Here is a 13,854-nt window from a genome sequence, read left to right as displayed (position 1 = left end):
GCGCATCCGGTGGGCGGCGGTGGGCCGAAGCCCACCTGCGCATCACGGGACGTCGGCGGTCCAGGCGGCGCTTGAAAACTTTTCCTGCGCCAGGACTTCGGCCTGCGCCAGCTCGCCGGCGCGCAGCGTGTCCTCGGCCAGGCCGTGCCGGTGGCGGAAGGTGGCGATCATGTGTCCGATGATCGCCGCGCGCGCCAGGCCGGTCTGGCTGCGCAACGGATCCACGCGCTTGCCGGCGCTCTGCGTGCCCTTGTCCGAGAGCTTCTCGCGGCCGATGCGCAGCACCTGGAGCATCTTGGTCGCGTCGATGTCGTAGGCCATGGTGACGTGGTGCAGCACCGCGCCGCCGCGATGCGCCTGCGCCGCGCCGGCGATCTTGCCGCCGGCGGACGTGATGTCGTTGAGCGGCTGGTACCAGGCTTCGATGCCGAGCTCCGCCAGCGCCTCGAGTGTCCAGGCGTCCATCCAGGCGTAGGCCTCCTGGAAGCTCATGCCCTTGATCAGCGACAGCGGCGCATAGATCGACCAGGTGATGGTGTTGCCCGGTTCGATGAACATGGCGCCGCCGCCGGAGACGCGGCGTACGACTTCGATGCCGTGGCGTCGTGCGGCCTCGGCGTCGACTTCATTGCGCAGCGACTGGAAGCGGCCGATCACCACCGCCGGTCCGCCCCATTCCCAGATGCGCAAGGTCGGCGGCCTGTGGCCGGCGCCGACTTCGTGGGTGAGCACCTCGTCCAGCGCCATGTGCAGCGCGGGCGGTTGCGGTTCGGTGTGGATCAGATGCCAGGCGTGGTCGCGCCAGAGCGTGCGGGTCATGGGGCCGTTCCCTGGTCGATGGCGCGGCGGACCGCGATCGCGATGGCTTCGGGGGAGATGCCGTACATCATCACGCCGGGCACGAGCTGGGCGCGGACCGCGGCGGCGAGCATGTGTTCGTCCGCGTCGGCGCTCTGGCCTTCCAGCGCGGCGTCGATGGCGCGCAGGGCGTCGTCCGGTTCGAGGAAGAAGTCGCCGCTGACCTGCACCCGGGCCAGGCAGCCGTCGAGGAGGTCAAGGTCGACCACGATCAGCTTGCCGCCAGGCATCTTGTATTCGCCGTGCATGGGTCCCTCCGCTCGGGCCGGCGGCAAGGCTAGCGCAGGGGCGCGCTGCGCGTCAGTGACCGCGACCGTGGAAATGCCCGCTGTCTGCGCCGATCGAGACGCTGACACCGCCGGTGGGGTGGTCGCAGCTGCCGAACGCCTTGCCGAGCGTCACCGTGCCTCGCTGGTAGTTGCCGTCGATGTGACGGCCGCTCATGACACCCACGCCCACGCTGCCGTGGACTTGCGGCTGGTTGAAGGTGGCGTCGTCGCAGTGGTCGGCGGCGACTTCGTCATCGGCAGCGGTGCTGCCGCTGGTGTCGCCGTAGTAGACGCCGGGCGCGGTCGCCGGTTTTGGAGCGGTGCTTGCCGGCGTCGGCAGGTTGCTGGGCGGGAGCTTCAGGTTGAGCGGCTGGTTGGCGCTCTGCGCCCACGCCGGTGCGGTCAGCAAGGAAGCGAGCAGGGCGGCGGCGGGAAGCAGGGGGAGCATGGCGGAATCCGGTGGGGCGGTGCCCATATCAACGGGCGGGGCACGGTCGCGTGTACCGGAGTTGGAGTGGTGGTGGGCGTGAAAGTTCTTGGTGAAACGAGCGACCGCTTTGCTTCCTCTCTCCTCAGGGGAGAGGGCCGAGGTGAGGGGCTGGGGCTCGTCGGACGGTCGATCGGGCCGCGCTCCGGCTCGAGATGGTCGCAAGAGTGACCCCTCACCCCAGCCCTCTCCCCGCGGGGGAGAGGGGGCCGGCGGGCGGCAGCTTGCAGTGCCCATCAACCGGTGGTTTCGATCCGCTCCACGCGCCGCAGGCCGCGCGGCAGCAGACCGCCGCGGGTGGCGCGGTTGCCGCCGTACTCGACCAGGTCGTTCCAGCGCAGGGTGAGCTTGCGCTGGCCGGCGTAGAGCGTGACCTCGCCCTTGCCCTCGGCCACCACGGCAATGCCGGCCACGCGCTCCTCGCCGCTGGCGAGCTTGGCCTTGGGCACCTCGATCAGCTTGTTGCCCTTGCCCTTGTCCAGCTCGGGCAACTCCGCCACCGAGAACATCAGCAGATGGCCCTCGGTGGTGACCACCACGATGCGGTCGCGCGCCGGGTCCGCGCTGGCCTGTGGCGCGAGAATCTTCGCGCCCTCGGTCAGGCTGATGATCTGCTTGCCGGCCTTGTTGCGGCCGGTGAGCGCCTCGAAGCGGGTGACGAAGCCGTAGCCGAAATCGGTGGCCAGGATCAGCCGCGTGTCGTTGTCGCCGGCCGTGAGCGCGTCGAAGCTCGCGCCGGAGGGCGGGCTGAAGCGTCCGGTGAGCGGATCGCCATTGCCACGCGCCGAAGGCAGGCTGTGCGCGGGCGTCGAGTAGCTGCGGCCAGTCGAGTCGATCACCGCGACCTGCTGGGTGGTGCGCGCCTTCACCGCCGTGAGCAGGCCGTCGCCTTCGCGGTAGTTCATGCTCTCGGGGTCGACGTCATGGCCCTTGGCCGCGCGGATCCAACCCTTCTGGCTCAGCACCACGGTCACCGGCTCGCTGGCCACCAGCGCGCTCTCGTCCAGCGCCTGCGCCACTTCGCGTTCGACGAGCGGCGCGCGTCGCGCGTCACCGTACTTGGCGGCGTCGGCCTGCAACTCGCCCTTGATCAGGGTCTTCAGCTTGGCGGGGGACTTGAGCAGCACGTTGATGCGCGCACGCTCCTCCTCCAGTTGGTTGCGCTCGGCCTCGATCTTCATTTCCTCGAGCCGCGCAAGCTGGCGCAGTTTGGTTTCGAGGATGTAGTCGGCCTGTTCATCCGACAGCTTGAAGCGCTTCATCAGCACCGGCTTGGGCTCGTCTTCCGAGCGCACGATGCGGATCACCTCGTCCAGGTTGAGGTAGGCGATGTGCAGGCCTTCGAGCAGGTGCAGGCGTCGCTCGACTTTTCCCAAGCGATGGGTCAGGCGCCGGGTCACCGTGTCGGTGCGGAAGGTCAGCCATTCGGCGAGGATCTTCCTGAGGTCCTTCACCTGCGGGCGGCCGTCCAGGCCGATCATGTTGAGGTTGACGCGGAAGCTCTTTTCCAGGTCCGTGGTGGCGAACAGGTGCTGCATCACCTCGGCCGAGTCCACGCGGCTTGAGCGCGGCACCACGACCAGGCGGATCGGGTTCTCGTGGTCGGACTCGTCGCGCAGGTCCTCCACCATCGGCAGCTTCTTGGCGCGCATCTGCGCGGCGATCTGCTCGAGGATCTTGGACGGGCTGACCTGGTGCGGCAGCGCGGTGATGACGATGTTGCCGTCTTCGACCTGGTACACCGCGCGGGCCCGCAGCGAACCGTTGCCGGTGGTGTAGATCGACAGCAGTTCCTTGCGCGGGGTGATGATCTCCGCCGCGGTCGGGTAGTCCGGCGCGGGAATGTGCTGGGCCAGGTCGGCGACGGTGGCGTCGGGGTTGTCGATCAGGTGGATGCAGGCGGCCACTACTTCGCGCAGATTGTGCGGCGGGATATCGGTGGCCATGCCCACGGCGATGCCCATCGAGCCGTTGAGCAGCACGTGCGGCACGCGCGCGGGCAGCCAGGAAGGCTCCTCCAGCGTGCCGTCGAAGTTGGGCACCCAGTCGACCGTGCCGTGCGCCAGCTCACCCAGAAGCGCCTCGGCGATGGGGCTCAGCTTCGACTCGGTATAACGCATCGCCGCGAAGCTCTTCGGATCGTCGGGCGAGCCGAAGTTGCCCTGGCCGTCGACCAGCGGGTAGCGGTAGGAGAACGGCTGCGCCATCAGCACCATGGCCTCGTAGCACGAGGTGTCGCCATGCGGATGGAACTTGCCGATCACGTCGCCGATGGTGCGGGCGGATTTCTTCGGCTTGGCGGTCGCGGCCAGGCCCAGTTCGCTCATCGCGTAGATGATGCGCCGCTGCACCGGCTTGAGGCCGTCGCCCACGAACGGCAGGGCGCGGTCCAGCACCACGTACATCGAGTAGTCGAGGTAGGCCCGCTCGGCGTATTCCTTGAGCGGGATCTGTTCGAAATTGGCTTGCAGATTCATGCGGGGGTTTCTTGCACGGGTAACCGGCCGATGGTGCCAGATCGGCCGCGGGCGGGACAGCAGGGAGGCCGGGGCAGGCGCCTGGACCGCACGCCTGCGGTGGTTGCCTCCCGCTACCTCGGGTGCGCTCCTGCGTGCGCTATCCGAGGTTTGCGCGGACTGCGGCGCCGACCGGGCACTGTCCCCTACAGGCGCTCGACGCTCTCGCCCTGTCTTTGTAGCTGTCGCTGCAGGCTGTCCGGCCCGGCCAGGTGCGCGGCACCCACCGCGATGAACACGGTGCCCGGTTGCTGCAACAGCGCAGCGACCTGCCTGGCCCAGGCCTCGTTCCGCTCGACCAGCAGGCGCTGGTAAAGCTCGGGCTCGTCGCGGCGCATCAGCTCGTTCTCAAGGCGGGCGAGTGCTTCGTCGTCGCCGTTCTTCCAGGCCTCGATGATCGCCTTGAGATCCACTGTCGCCCGATCGGTGTCGCGCAGGGTCGAACGCAGCATGGCCAGTTGCATCGCCTGTGGCATCCCGGCGAGGAAGCCGATTTGCTGTTCGGCCGTCTCCAGCGCGCGCACCGGCTTGCCGGCCTTCTCCATCGCTGCGCGCAGCTGCCTGTCCACGCCCTGGGCCGGGTCCAGCCCGGCCTGGGTGAGTGGCGCCACCGTGAGCGTGAGCGCGGCCAGCCACGGACGCATCATGTTGAGTGACGCGACGCCGCCGGGCACGTTGGCCAGCCGCGCTGCCCGTTCAAGCCTGCTACGGTCGAACGGCGAGAGCAGGCCGGTCAGCGGGTGCGTCATGTCCATTCCGTAACGCAGCACCAGCGCGGCCATGTTGGCCTGGTCGTCGTCCACGATTTCCACGTACAGCGTCTGGCTGTCGGCCAGTGCCCTGTCCAGCGCCGGGAAATGCCAATCGGTGTCCTGCGGCAGCAGGTGCACGGTGCCGAAGAGATAGATGGTGGTGTCGGCGTCCTTGACCACCCAAAGCCCTGGGTGCGCCAGCGCGGGACCGGCGAACAGGCCAAGCAGGAGGGTGAGCAGGAGGGCGCGGATGCGCGTGGCCATCAGTGGCTCACTCCACGCCGCGCAGGAAGCGGATCAGTCCATCGAAATACGCCTGCTGGTCGTCGTACATGGCCATGTGGCTGCCCTTGGGGCACAGCAGGAACTGGCCTTCGGGCAGGCGTTTGGCCATGCCGGCCATGTATGCCGGATCCATGGTGTCGTACTTCGCCGCGATCACCAGCGTGGGCACCCTGATGCGGTGCAGGTCGGCGCTGCGGTCCCAGTGTTCCAGCCGGCCGCTGGCGCCCAGTTCGCTGGGCCCCTGCATCAACTGGTAGATGTGCTCGTTGACGTGCCCGAAGGCGCGCAGCACGGGCTCGGGCCACTGTGCCGCCGGCATGCGCAACAGGTGCTTCTCGTAGTGCATCGGCATCAGGATCTGCATGTAGCGCGGGTCATCGGTGCGATGTTCCGCCTCCAGCTTCTGCACCTCGGCCAGCGCCTTCGGATCCATCGATGGCATCAATACCTTGTGCGCGTAGTCGTTGTACGCGGGGATCGAATCGACCATGTTCGAGATCACCAGGCACTTGAGGTGCTGCTGGTATTTCAGCGCGTACTCGATCGCCAGCACGCCGCCCCAGGAGTGGCCGAGCAGGCAGAAGTCGTCCTTGTCCAGGTGCAGCGCCTGGCGAACCTGCTCCACTTCCTCGACGAAGCGATCGGTAGTCCACAGGTCGTCGCTACCCGGGCCCTTGGGCTGGTCCGAATAGGCCGAGCCAAGCTGGTCGTAGTAGTAGTACTCGATGCCGGCGCCGGGGAAGTAACTGTCGAACGCCTCGAAATATTCGTGGGTCATGCCCGGGCCGCCGTGCAGGAGCAGGACCTTGAGCCGCGGGTTGTTGCCCACGCGCTTGGTCCAGACCTTGAAGTGGCCCCTGGGCGTGTCGATGGTGATCATCTTCACGCCGCCGCTCAGCACGTCGTCGTGGCCGGCGTGGGAGAAGTAGGCGGGAACGCCGTCGGCGGCGCGGCCGGTGCCGGCAGACGCGAACGCGAGGATGGCGAGCAGGCAGAGCAGGTAGTGCTTCATGGCGGGCCCCCGGTGATTTGCCGCACTATCCCCCGCCACCCGTGCCGCTTCAACCGGCGGGCCTCACGGCCCGCCGGGTTCTCATGCGGCCCGGCAGGGTGCCGGAACAGCATCCCGCATCAGCCGATCCGCCAGCTGGTCGACCTGCGCTTCCGCCTCGGTCAGCGAGCGGGCCAAGGACGGCCCGCCGAACTCGTCGTACTCGACGGCGACACCGTGCACGTCGGTGATGCCGATGTAGCCCAGGGCGGTCCGGATGCCGTCCTCGACGTGGTTCATCGCGCGCAGCCGGTCGGCGTAGCCGTAGTCGCCGCGCGAACTCAGGATCACCAGCCTTCGCGGCCGATCGGCCAGCAGCGGCCAATAGGGCGCGCCTTCGCGCGAGCGGTCGAACCCGAACGTGCGGCCGACGCGCACGATCTGGTCGATCCAGGCCTTGAACGCGGCCGGCATGCCGAAGTTGTACATGGGCACCCCGGCGACGATCAGGTCGGCGCCGATCAGCTCATCCACCAGGATCTCGCTGGCGGCCAGCGTCTCGTCCATCCAGGGCTCCCGCCGGTCGGGTGGCGTAAACGCGGCGTGGATCCAGTCGCCACTGACCGGTGGCGGGGGATTCGCTCCGACGTCGCGGTAAACCACCGGGTCGTGCGGGCGTGCCGTCTTCCAGCGCTCCACGAACCGGGCGCTCAACCGGCGTGTATGGGAGCCATGGGGTTGTTGATCGGAACGACCGGAGCGGGCGCTGGCATCAATGTGGAGCAGGGTGGTCATGCGACCTCGTTGGATGAGGCAGGCTCAGCTGCCTGCGTTGAACGCCAGCTTGAAACTGGAAAGTTCAACGGACAAACGATAGTTTTTCGCGCTATGGGTGAATTGAACTCACCCAGAGGGAGCGACCATGCGAAAACTTCCGCCGCTGGCTTCGCTGCGTGCCTTCGAGGCGGCGGTGCGCCACCTGAGCTTCAAGCGAGCGGCCGAAGAACTGGCGGTAACGCCCACCGCCGTCAGCCACCAGGTGCGCCAGCTGGAGGACCGGCTGGGCGTGCGGCTGTTCGAGCGGCATCCACGCCAGGTGGTCGCTACTGCCGCCGCGATGGAGCTTTACCCCGTGCTGCGTGATGGCTTCGATGCTTTTGCGCGCGCGTTGGACTCGGTGGCCGACCGCCGCGCCCGGCGCAGCCTGACGCTGTCGGCGACCAGTGCGTTCGCCGCGCGCTGGCTGGTGCCGCGCATTGCTTCGTTCCGCCGCGCCCACCCGGGACTCGACCTGCGCCTGCATGCCTCGGACGAGCCGGTACGCCTGGAGGGCCGCGACATCGACGCCGCCATCCGCTACGGCCGCGGGCCGTACCCAGGCCTCGTCGCGCTGCCGCTGGCGGCCGACCACTTCGCCCCCGTGTGCAGCCCCGCGCTGCACCTGCGCCGGCGCGCCGACCTCGCACGGTGGCCGCTGCTGCATTTCGAATGGCGGCACCGGCGCGCCGACAACCCGACGTGGCGGCGCTGGCTGGAACAGGCAGGCATGCGCGGCGTGCTGCCGGAATCGGGCGTGGTCTTCAGCGACGAGAACCACGCGATCCAGGCGGCGCTGGCCGGCCAGGGCGTGGCCTTGCTCAGCCTTCTGCTGGTGGGGCCGGACTTGCGCAGCGGTGCGCTCGTGCAGCCGTTCGGGCCGGTGCTCGAGGGCTACCGATACCATCTGGTCCATGCACCGGATGCGCCCAGGCGCGACGAACTGGCGGCGCTGGCGGACTGGTTGCAGGCCGAAATGAACGCCGAAGCGGTCGCTCCTACCGTGGCACGCGGTAGCCGCCGGGCACGCCGCGCGGGCTCAGCGTGAGCTGCCAGAGCTGGTCGCGGCGGCTGCGGAAGACCGCGGCGGAGACGGCCAGGTAGTAGTGCCACATACGGCGGAAGCGGTCGTCGTAATGGTGCGACAGCGCCGGCCAGGCGGCATCGAAGTTGGCGCGCCAGGCGGTCAGCGTCCTGTCGTAGTCGGCACCGAAGTTGTGCCAGTCCTCGACCACGAACAGGTCTTCGAGCGCCGTGGCGGTCTGGCTCATCGCCGGGATCATCGAATTGGGGAAGATGTATTTCTCGATCCACGGGTCGGGCCGCGATGGCCGGCCGTTGCTGCCGATGCAATGCAGCAGGAACAAACCGTCCTCGCGCAGGCAGCGCCGCGCGACCTCGAAGTAGCCGCGGTAGTTGAGCGCGCCCACATGCTCGAACATGCCGATCGACATGATCGCGTCGAACGGCTCGTCCAGCTCGTGGTAGTCCTGCAGGCGGATTTCCACCGGCAACCCGGCGCACAGCGCCTGCGCGTAGGCCGCCTGCTCCCGCGAGACGGTGATGCCCACGCCTTGGACACCGTAGGTCTCCGCCGCGTACTTGAGCGCCTCGCCCCAGCCGCAGCCGATGTCGAGTACACGCTGGCCGGGCTTGAGCTGCAGCTTGCGGCAGATCAGGTCGAGCTTGGCGACCTGGGCGTCGTCCAGGTTGGTCGCCTGGGCCCAGTAGCCGCACGAGTACACCAGCCGTTCCCCCAGCATGGCCTGGAACAGATCGTTGCCCAGGTCGTAATGCGCCTTGCCGATCTCGAAGGCGTGCTCGCCGCGCTGCAGGTTCACGAAGCGGGCTTTGAGGTGGGCGATCAGGGTGTCCAGGGTGCGCAGCTCGTCGTCGATCTGTGCGCGCAGCAGTCGGGTGAACAGGCCGGACAGGTCGTCGCTGTCCCACCAGCCGTCCATGTAGGCCTCGCCCAGACCGAGCGAGCCGTGCGCGAACACGCGGGCGTAGAGGCGATCGTCGTGTACGCACATGTCACAAGGCGGCTTGTCGGCCGCACGGACACCGGCCAGCGCGAGCAGATCGATCGCGCGCTGCTTGATGGACTGCTGGCGGAAGGGCATGCGGCGCTCCTTCAGATGGCGGCACGCCTCACTGCGCGCCCAGAACCCCAAAGCGTATGGTCGAGGTTGCATAGACCGCGTGGACGCCGGCCTCACGCACGCGAGCGAGCAGGGCGTCGGCCTGCGCCGGCCGGAGCAGGAACTCGACCTTCACCGGGAGGTCGTCCGCAAGGTCGAAAAACGCTTCCTCGTGCAACACGCCGTGGCGGCCGAAGCCGGCGGTGGCGCGGAATACCGAGCCGCCACCGATGCCCTGCTGCCTGGCCTGTTCCAGCAGCCATTCGGACAGCAACCTGCCGTCGTGGCGTGCACGCAGATGGACGTAGAAGCACAGCTGTACGCCTTCGATTGTCGTATCGCTCACGTTGGTCCTCCGTCGGATCTGCACGAACGCCCTTGGCGCGACCCACTGGCGGGCGTGTCTGGCGGTCACGCCGAGGCAGCTGCTAAAAGGCGCGCAGCAGCCCGCGGGTGAGTGCAATGCCGAGCAGGGTCAGGCCGATCGAGCCCACCAGGTGCACCATCAGATGCCCGCCGAACCAAAGGTACTGCTGGCGCAGCAGCAGGGTGGAGGATTCGGCCGAAAAGGTGGAGAAGGTGGTAAGGCCGCCCAGGAAGCCGGTGAACACGAACAGGCGCAGTTCCGGTGGCAGCGTCTGGAAGTGGTCCCACACGCCCATCGCGCCGCCCATCAGCAGGCCGCCGAGCAGGTTGGCGAGCAGCGTGCCTGGCGGAAGCGTGGGAAAGAGGTGGTTGAGAAGACTGCCGAGCAGCCAGCGCAGCCAGCAGCCGAGCGCGCCGCCGAAGCCGATGGCAAGGAATCCGATGTAACCCACGAGAGCGCCTCCCTGAAAGGTCGAAATCCCGGACCTCCGCGCCGCGGGCACGCACCCGCACCCGGGGCGTCCGGTGTGCAGGCATCATCAACCCCTCGCTCGGGGCGGTTCGTTCCGTGAAGAACGGGAGGCATGCCATCTCCCATCCGGCGGATGCTAGCCGATGGCCGTGTGCCAGGCCAACGGCGTCCCACGGGAGCAGCCGGGGAGCGTGGCATACTCGCCGCCGCTTCCCGGCGTGATCCGATGACCACGACTCCTCCCCCCATCCGGCGCAGTCTGCCCTGGCTGTTGGCCGGGCTGTCGATGATCGGCCCGTTCTCGATCGACGCGGTGTTCCCGGCCTTTCCGCTGATCGGCGCCCGCTTCGGTGTTGACGAGGTGGCGCTGCAGCAGCTGCTCAGCATGTACTTGCTGACCTACGCGGTGATGAGCCTGTTCCATGGCGCGATCTCCGACGCGATCGGGCGCAAGCCGGTCATCGTCGCGGGCATGCTCGGTTATGCGCTGGCCTCGGCCGGGGCGGCGCTGTCGACCTCCTTCGGCATGCTGCTCGTGTGCCGCGGCATCCAGGGCGCCTGCGCCGGCGCCGGCCTGGTGGTGGGCCGCGCGGTGATCCGCGACAGCCTCGAGGGGGAGGCCGCGCAGCGGCTGATGTCGCAGGTGATGATGATCTTCGGCGTGGCGCCGGTGATCGCACCGATGGTGGGCGCGCAGCTGCTTGGCCTGGGCGGCTGGCACGGCATCTTCTGGGTGCTGACCGGCTTCACCCTGATACTGGCGATGCTGCTGGTGTGGCAGCTGGACGAAACCCACCCGTTGGCGGCACGCAGTCGCTTCGCGCTGAAGCCGCTGCTGGCCGGCTACATCGCGTTCGGGCGCGACCGGCCGTTCTGGCCATTGCTGATTTCCAGTTCGGTCAACTTTGCTGGGCTGTTCCTGTTCATCGCCTCGGCGCCGCGGATCATCCGCGAGCTGCTGGGCCTGTCGGCGCAGGGCTTTCCCTGGTTGTTCATCCCGGTGGTGGCCGGCCTGGTCGCCGGCGCCTGGTTGTCCGGGCGGCTGGCCGGCCGGCGCGGCGTAGGCTTCACGGTAAACCTGGGCTATGCGGTGATGCTGCTGGCCTGTGCGCTGCATGTGGTCCTCGCACTCGCGCTTCCGCAACCGCGGCTTCCCTGGTCGATGCTGCCGCTGGTGCTGCACGGCGTGGGCGTGCAGCTGGCCTTCCCGACGCTGACCCTGCTGCTGCTGGACCGGTTCGCGCACAGGCGGGGCGGCATCTCCTCGGTGCAGGCCTTTGCCAGCCTGCTCCTCAACGGTGCCGTGGCCGGTGTCCTTTCGCCGCTGCTTTCGAGCGACCTGCTGCACCTGGCGCTGGGGGCGAGCGTGCTGACGACGGTCGGCGCGCTGTCGTGGGGCTGGTACCGGCGCGTCACGCGGACGCCGCGCACGCCGCCGCCGCGCGACATCGAACTGCAGGCGCAGATCGCCGAGCCACGCTGAGCGGCGCCGGCCTGTCCGCGGACAGGCGCGCCGCCATGACTTCCGCCAGTCGGCCGTATCGCGATGGCCCTCTATCCTGCGCGACATCCCTTCGCTTCCCGCCTCCCGATGCGCCCTTCCGCACGCCATTGCGCCATGCGCGCCCTGATCGCCTCGTTCGCCCTGCTGGCCCTGCCCGCCATGGCGGTGGAAGTGGACGGCCACATCGACCCGGTCGAATGGCAAGACGCCCGGCACATCACCGACTTCCGCAAGGTGCAGCCGCTCAACGGCGAACCGGGCAGCCTGCCGACCGAGGCATGGGTGCTGTCCACGCCGGATGGCCTGGCGATCGCGTTCCGCTGCATCCAGCCGCCGGGCGTGCCGCGCACGCACCAGCGCATCCGCCGCGATGAGCAGGCGCAGGTCGATCGCGTGAACCTGATGGTCGACTTCGACGGCGACGGGCGCACCGGCTACAACTTCATGGTCACGCTTGCCGACGACATCAACGACGCGGTGGTGACCCAGGAAACCCAGTTCAACACCGATTGGGACGGCAACTGGAAGCACGCCTCCAGCGAGGATGCGCAGGGCTGGAGCGTGGAGATGCTCATTCCCTGGTACATCGCGCCGATGCGCGGCGCGGTCGGCGGCGAGCGCACCATCGGCCTGTACCTGGATCGCGTGATCGGCTCGACCGGCGAGCGCGACGCCTGGCCGGTGGCCAGCTTCAACAAGCCGCGCTTCGTCTCCGACTTCAAGCCGGTGACGCTGCCGGCCTACACGCAGTCGCTGTTCGCGATCACGCCCTACGTTGTCGGGCTGCGCGACCAGGTGCACGGCGCGAACAGCTTCAAGGGTGGCGCGGACATCTTCTGGAAGCCGAACGGGCAGACCCAGCTCACCGCGACGATCAACCCCGACTTCGGCCAGGTGGAGAGCGACGACCTGGTAGTGAATTTCGGCGCCGAGGAAACGTTCTTTACCGACAAGCGGCCATTCTTCACCGAGAATCAGGGCATCTTCGACTTCGGCCTCCTGATCGACAACAGCCAGCTGATCTACACCCGCCGCGTGGGCGGCCCCGCCGACGATGGCAACGGCTCCGGCGACGTGACCGGTGCGGTCAAGCTCAACGGCAGCGTGGGCGGCACCCAGTATGGCGTGCTCGCGGCGCAGGAGAGTGGCGAGGCGGGGCGCACGTTCTCGGCGGTGCGCCTGATCCATGACTACGGCACGCAGACGCTGGGCATGATGGCCACGCGCGTGGAGCGCCCCTGGCTCGACCGCGATGCGGACGTGCTGGGCATCGATCACAAGTGGCAGCCGAACGCCCAGCTTACGGTCACGAGCAACGTGGTCGGCAGCGCGATCGACCAGCGTGGAACCACCGTACGCGGCATCGGCGCCACATCGATTGTCGAGTACGAAATGAACGAGCGCTGGAGCCAGCAGTGGATCGCCATGCACTTCGACGACAAGCTCGATCTCAACGACTTCGGCTACCTGCCACGCAACAGCCTCAACTACGTGCACTACGAGGTGCGCCGGCGGTTCGCCGAGCTGCCGGCCGGGTCACGCTACGCCTCCCATCTTTGGCATTGGCGCATCATCGGCATGGACAACGACCACGGGCTGTCGCTGCAGCGGCAGTTCCGCGTGATCCGCGAGAGCCAGCTGCGTGACGGTGGACAGGAAGACTGGCAGCTCAACCTCGATGCACCGGCGCACGATGACCTTCTCACCCGCGGCCACGGGGCGCTGCGCATTCCGCACAACGCGCTGCTGGACTGGGAGCGCCAGAGCCCGCGCAAAGGCAACTGGGCGTGGGAGTCGGAGGTGACGCTCAAGGGGAGCGATCGTGTCGGACTGAAACGGGTGGGCTATGCCGCGCAGTTCCAGCCAACCTATTTCATCAATGACGCCTTCAGCCTGTTCACCGGCATGACCTACGAGTTCGACCCGGATTGGCTGGTGTGGCAGCACGACAACCTGATCGGAAGCTTCGACAGCCACCAGATCCTGCTCGACGCGGGCGTCAACTGGAACATCGGCAACCGCCAGGAGCTGCGCGTGAAGCTGCAGGCGCTGGGCCTGGACGCGCGGCTGCTGCAGGCCTATCGCGTCAACGGCGACATGCGCGCGGTCCCGGCGGACGACCCCGTGAACGACTTCAGCGTGCGCAACCTTGGGTTCCAGATCCGCTACCGCTACGAGCTGGCGCCGCTGTCGGACCTTTACGTGGTGTACGGGCGTGGCGGCTATGCGCTCGACCCGCGCTACAGCGAAGCCGGTAGCCAGTTCAGCCGCAGCTTCGACCTGCGCGACAGCGAACAGTTGCTGGTGAAGCTCGCCTATCGGTTCGAGCTTTAACCTTGGGGCGAGGCGCCGGACGTCATGGCGCGCGTGTTGCCATGGTTGGCCCGTTGACGCTCC

Annotated in this window: 13 protein-coding genes and 1 riboswitch; of the genes, 3 read left to right on the top strand and 10 right to left on the bottom strand. The window is 68.1% G+C overall.

Annotated elements, in window-relative coordinates; genetic code table 11:
* Window positions 1-42: 42 nt before the first annotated feature.
* From ACFWZ1_RS13370 to ACFWZ1_RS13340, 7 genes are all read right to left on the bottom strand, one after another.
* Entirely contained in the window at window positions 43-819 is a 777-nt protein-coding gene (locus tag ACFWZ1_RS13370; protein WP_231321227.1) for a lipoate--protein ligase family protein, read from the bottom strand.
* Window positions 816-1,106: a biotin--protein ligase gene (locus ACFWZ1_RS13365; protein WP_231321226.1), complete on the bottom strand. Its 291-nt coding sequence runs from the start codon at window positions 1,104-1,106 to the stop codon at window positions 816-818. Before ACFWZ1_RS13365 ends, ACFWZ1_RS13370 begins: the two co-directional genes overlap by 4 nt.
* Window positions 1,107-1,158: 52 nt before the next feature.
* Window positions 1,159-1,575, bottom strand: coding sequence for a hypothetical protein (locus ACFWZ1_RS13360; RefSeq protein ID WP_439666759.1), 417 nt, complete (start codon window positions 1,573-1,575; stop codon window positions 1,159-1,161).
* Window positions 1,576-1,850: 275 nt separating this feature from the next.
* The gene (gene parC, locus ACFWZ1_RS13355) at window positions 1,851-4,091 is read right to left on the bottom strand and encodes a DNA topoisomerase IV subunit A (RefSeq protein WP_439666758.1); all 2,241 of its coding nucleotides are present in this window, start codon (window positions 4,089-4,091) and stop codon (window positions 1,851-1,853) included.
* 185 nt (window positions 4,092-4,276) lie between these two features.
* Entirely contained in the window at window positions 4,277-5,146 is an 870-nt protein-coding gene (locus tag ACFWZ1_RS13350; protein ID WP_439666757.1) for a TraB/GumN family protein, read from the bottom strand.
* 7 nt (window positions 5,147-5,153) lie between these two features.
* The gene (locus ACFWZ1_RS13345) at window positions 5,154-6,179 is read right to left on the bottom strand and encodes a proline iminopeptidase-family hydrolase (RefSeq protein WP_439666756.1); all 1,026 of its coding nucleotides are present in this window, start codon (window positions 6,177-6,179) and stop codon (window positions 5,154-5,156) included.
* Between the two features lie 81 nt (window positions 6,180-6,260).
* Window positions 6,261-6,953 carry an FMN-dependent NADH-azoreductase gene (locus ACFWZ1_RS13340; protein ID WP_439666755.1) on the bottom strand — a complete coding sequence of 231 codons (693 nt, stop codon included), beginning with the start codon at window positions 6,951-6,953 and terminating at the stop codon, window positions 6,261-6,263.
* 127 nt (window positions 6,954-7,080) lie between these two features.
* Between ACFWZ1_RS13340 and gcvA the strand changes: the two genes are divergently transcribed.
* Window positions 7,081-8,022 (top strand): transcriptional regulator GcvA, encoded by a 942-nt coding sequence (gene gcvA / locus ACFWZ1_RS13335; RefSeq protein ID WP_439666754.1) that lies wholly within the window; start codon window positions 7,081-7,083, stop codon window positions 8,020-8,022.
* Here gcvA and cfa read toward each other — a convergent pair.
* From cfa to crcB, 3 genes are all read right to left on the bottom strand, one after another.
* Window positions 7,973-9,097 (bottom strand): cyclopropane fatty acyl phospholipid synthase, encoded by a 1,125-nt coding sequence (gene cfa, locus ACFWZ1_RS13330; protein ID WP_231321219.1) that lies wholly within the window; start codon window positions 9,095-9,097, stop codon window positions 7,973-7,975. The two genes, gcvA and cfa, sit on opposite strands and share 50 nt — an antisense overlap.
* A gap of 28 nt (window positions 9,098-9,125) precedes the next feature.
* On the bottom strand, window positions 9,126-9,461 hold the full coding sequence (locus ACFWZ1_RS13325; RefSeq protein ID WP_439666753.1) for a DUF190 domain-containing protein: 336 nt from the start codon (window positions 9,459-9,461) through the stop codon (window positions 9,126-9,128).
* Window positions 9,462-9,543: 82 nt separating this feature from the next.
* Window positions 9,544-9,933: a fluoride efflux transporter CrcB gene (gene crcB / locus ACFWZ1_RS13320; RefSeq protein ID WP_231321217.1), complete on the bottom strand. Its 390-nt coding sequence runs from the start codon at window positions 9,931-9,933 to the stop codon at window positions 9,544-9,546.
* Window positions 9,934-10,004: 71 nt separating this feature from the next.
* Window positions 10,005-10,085, bottom strand: a riboswitch (Fluoride riboswitch).
* Between the two features lie 94 nt (window positions 10,086-10,179).
* Between crcB and ACFWZ1_RS13315 the strand changes: the two genes are divergently transcribed.
* Both ACFWZ1_RS13315 and ACFWZ1_RS13310 read left to right on the top strand, forming a co-directional pair.
* On the top strand, window positions 10,180-11,436 hold the full coding sequence (locus tag ACFWZ1_RS13315) for a multidrug effflux MFS transporter (protein WP_439666752.1): 1,257 nt from the start codon (window positions 10,180-10,182) through the stop codon (window positions 11,434-11,436).
* A 135-nt stretch (window positions 11,437-11,571) separates the two neighbouring features.
* The gene (locus tag ACFWZ1_RS13310; RefSeq protein ID WP_439666751.1) at window positions 11,572-13,791 is read left to right on the top strand and encodes a DUF5916 domain-containing protein; all 2,220 of its coding nucleotides are present in this window, start codon (window positions 11,572-11,574) and stop codon (window positions 13,789-13,791) included.
* The last annotated feature ends 63 nt before the right edge of the window (window positions 13,792-13,854 follow it).

This window comes from Frateuria sp. GZRe14 (assembly GCF_051900395.1).
Classification (GTDB): domain Bacteria; phylum Pseudomonadota; class Gammaproteobacteria; order Xanthomonadales; family Rhodanobacteraceae; genus Frateuria_A; species Frateuria_A edaphi.
Note: the sequence above shows the minus strand (reverse complement) of the source record. Positions and strands in the feature narration are given on the sequence as shown.

What these genes read in the sequence shown, in the direction of transcription:
- ACFWZ1_RS13370 (WP_231321227.1), bottom strand. Translation starts at nt 819, where the DNA reads ATGACCCGCACGCTCTGGCGCGACCACGCCTGGCATCTGATCCACACC.
- ACFWZ1_RS13365 (WP_231321226.1), bottom strand. Translation starts at nt 1,106, where the DNA reads ATGCACGGCGAATACAAGATGCCTGGCGGCAAGCTGATCGTGGTCGAC.
- ACFWZ1_RS13315 (WP_439666752.1), top strand. Translation starts at nt 10,180, where the DNA reads ATGACCACGACTCCTCCCCCCATCCGGCGCAGTCTGCCCTGGCTGTTG.
- gcvA (WP_439666754.1), top strand. Translation starts at nt 7,081, where the DNA reads ATGCGAAAACTTCCGCCGCTGGCTTCGCTGCGTGCCTTCGAGGCGGCG.
- cfa (WP_231321219.1), bottom strand. Translation starts at nt 9,097, where the DNA reads ATGCCCTTCCGCCAGCAGTCCATCAAGCAGCGCGCGATCGATCTGCTC.
- parC (WP_439666758.1), bottom strand. Translation starts at nt 4,091, where the DNA reads ATGAATCTGCAAGCCAATTTCGAACAGATCCCGCTCAAGGAATACGCC.
- ACFWZ1_RS13310 (WP_439666751.1), top strand. Translation starts at nt 11,572, where the DNA reads ATGCGCGCCCTGATCGCCTCGTTCGCCCTGCTGGCCCTGCCCGCCATG.
- ACFWZ1_RS13340 (WP_439666755.1), bottom strand. Translation starts at nt 6,953, where the DNA reads ATGACCACCCTGCTCCACATTGATGCCAGCGCCCGCTCCGGTCGTTCC.
- ACFWZ1_RS13350 (WP_439666757.1), bottom strand. Translation starts at nt 5,146, where the DNA reads ATGGCCACGCGCATCCGCGCCCTCCTGCTCACCCTCCTGCTTGGCCTG.
- ACFWZ1_RS13360 (WP_439666759.1), bottom strand. Translation starts at nt 1,575, where the DNA reads ATGCTCCCCCTGCTTCCCGCCGCCGCCCTGCTCGCTTCCTTGCTGACC.
- ACFWZ1_RS13345 (WP_439666756.1), bottom strand. Translation starts at nt 6,179, where the DNA reads ATGAAGCACTACCTGCTCTGCCTGCTCGCCATCCTCGCGTTCGCGTCT.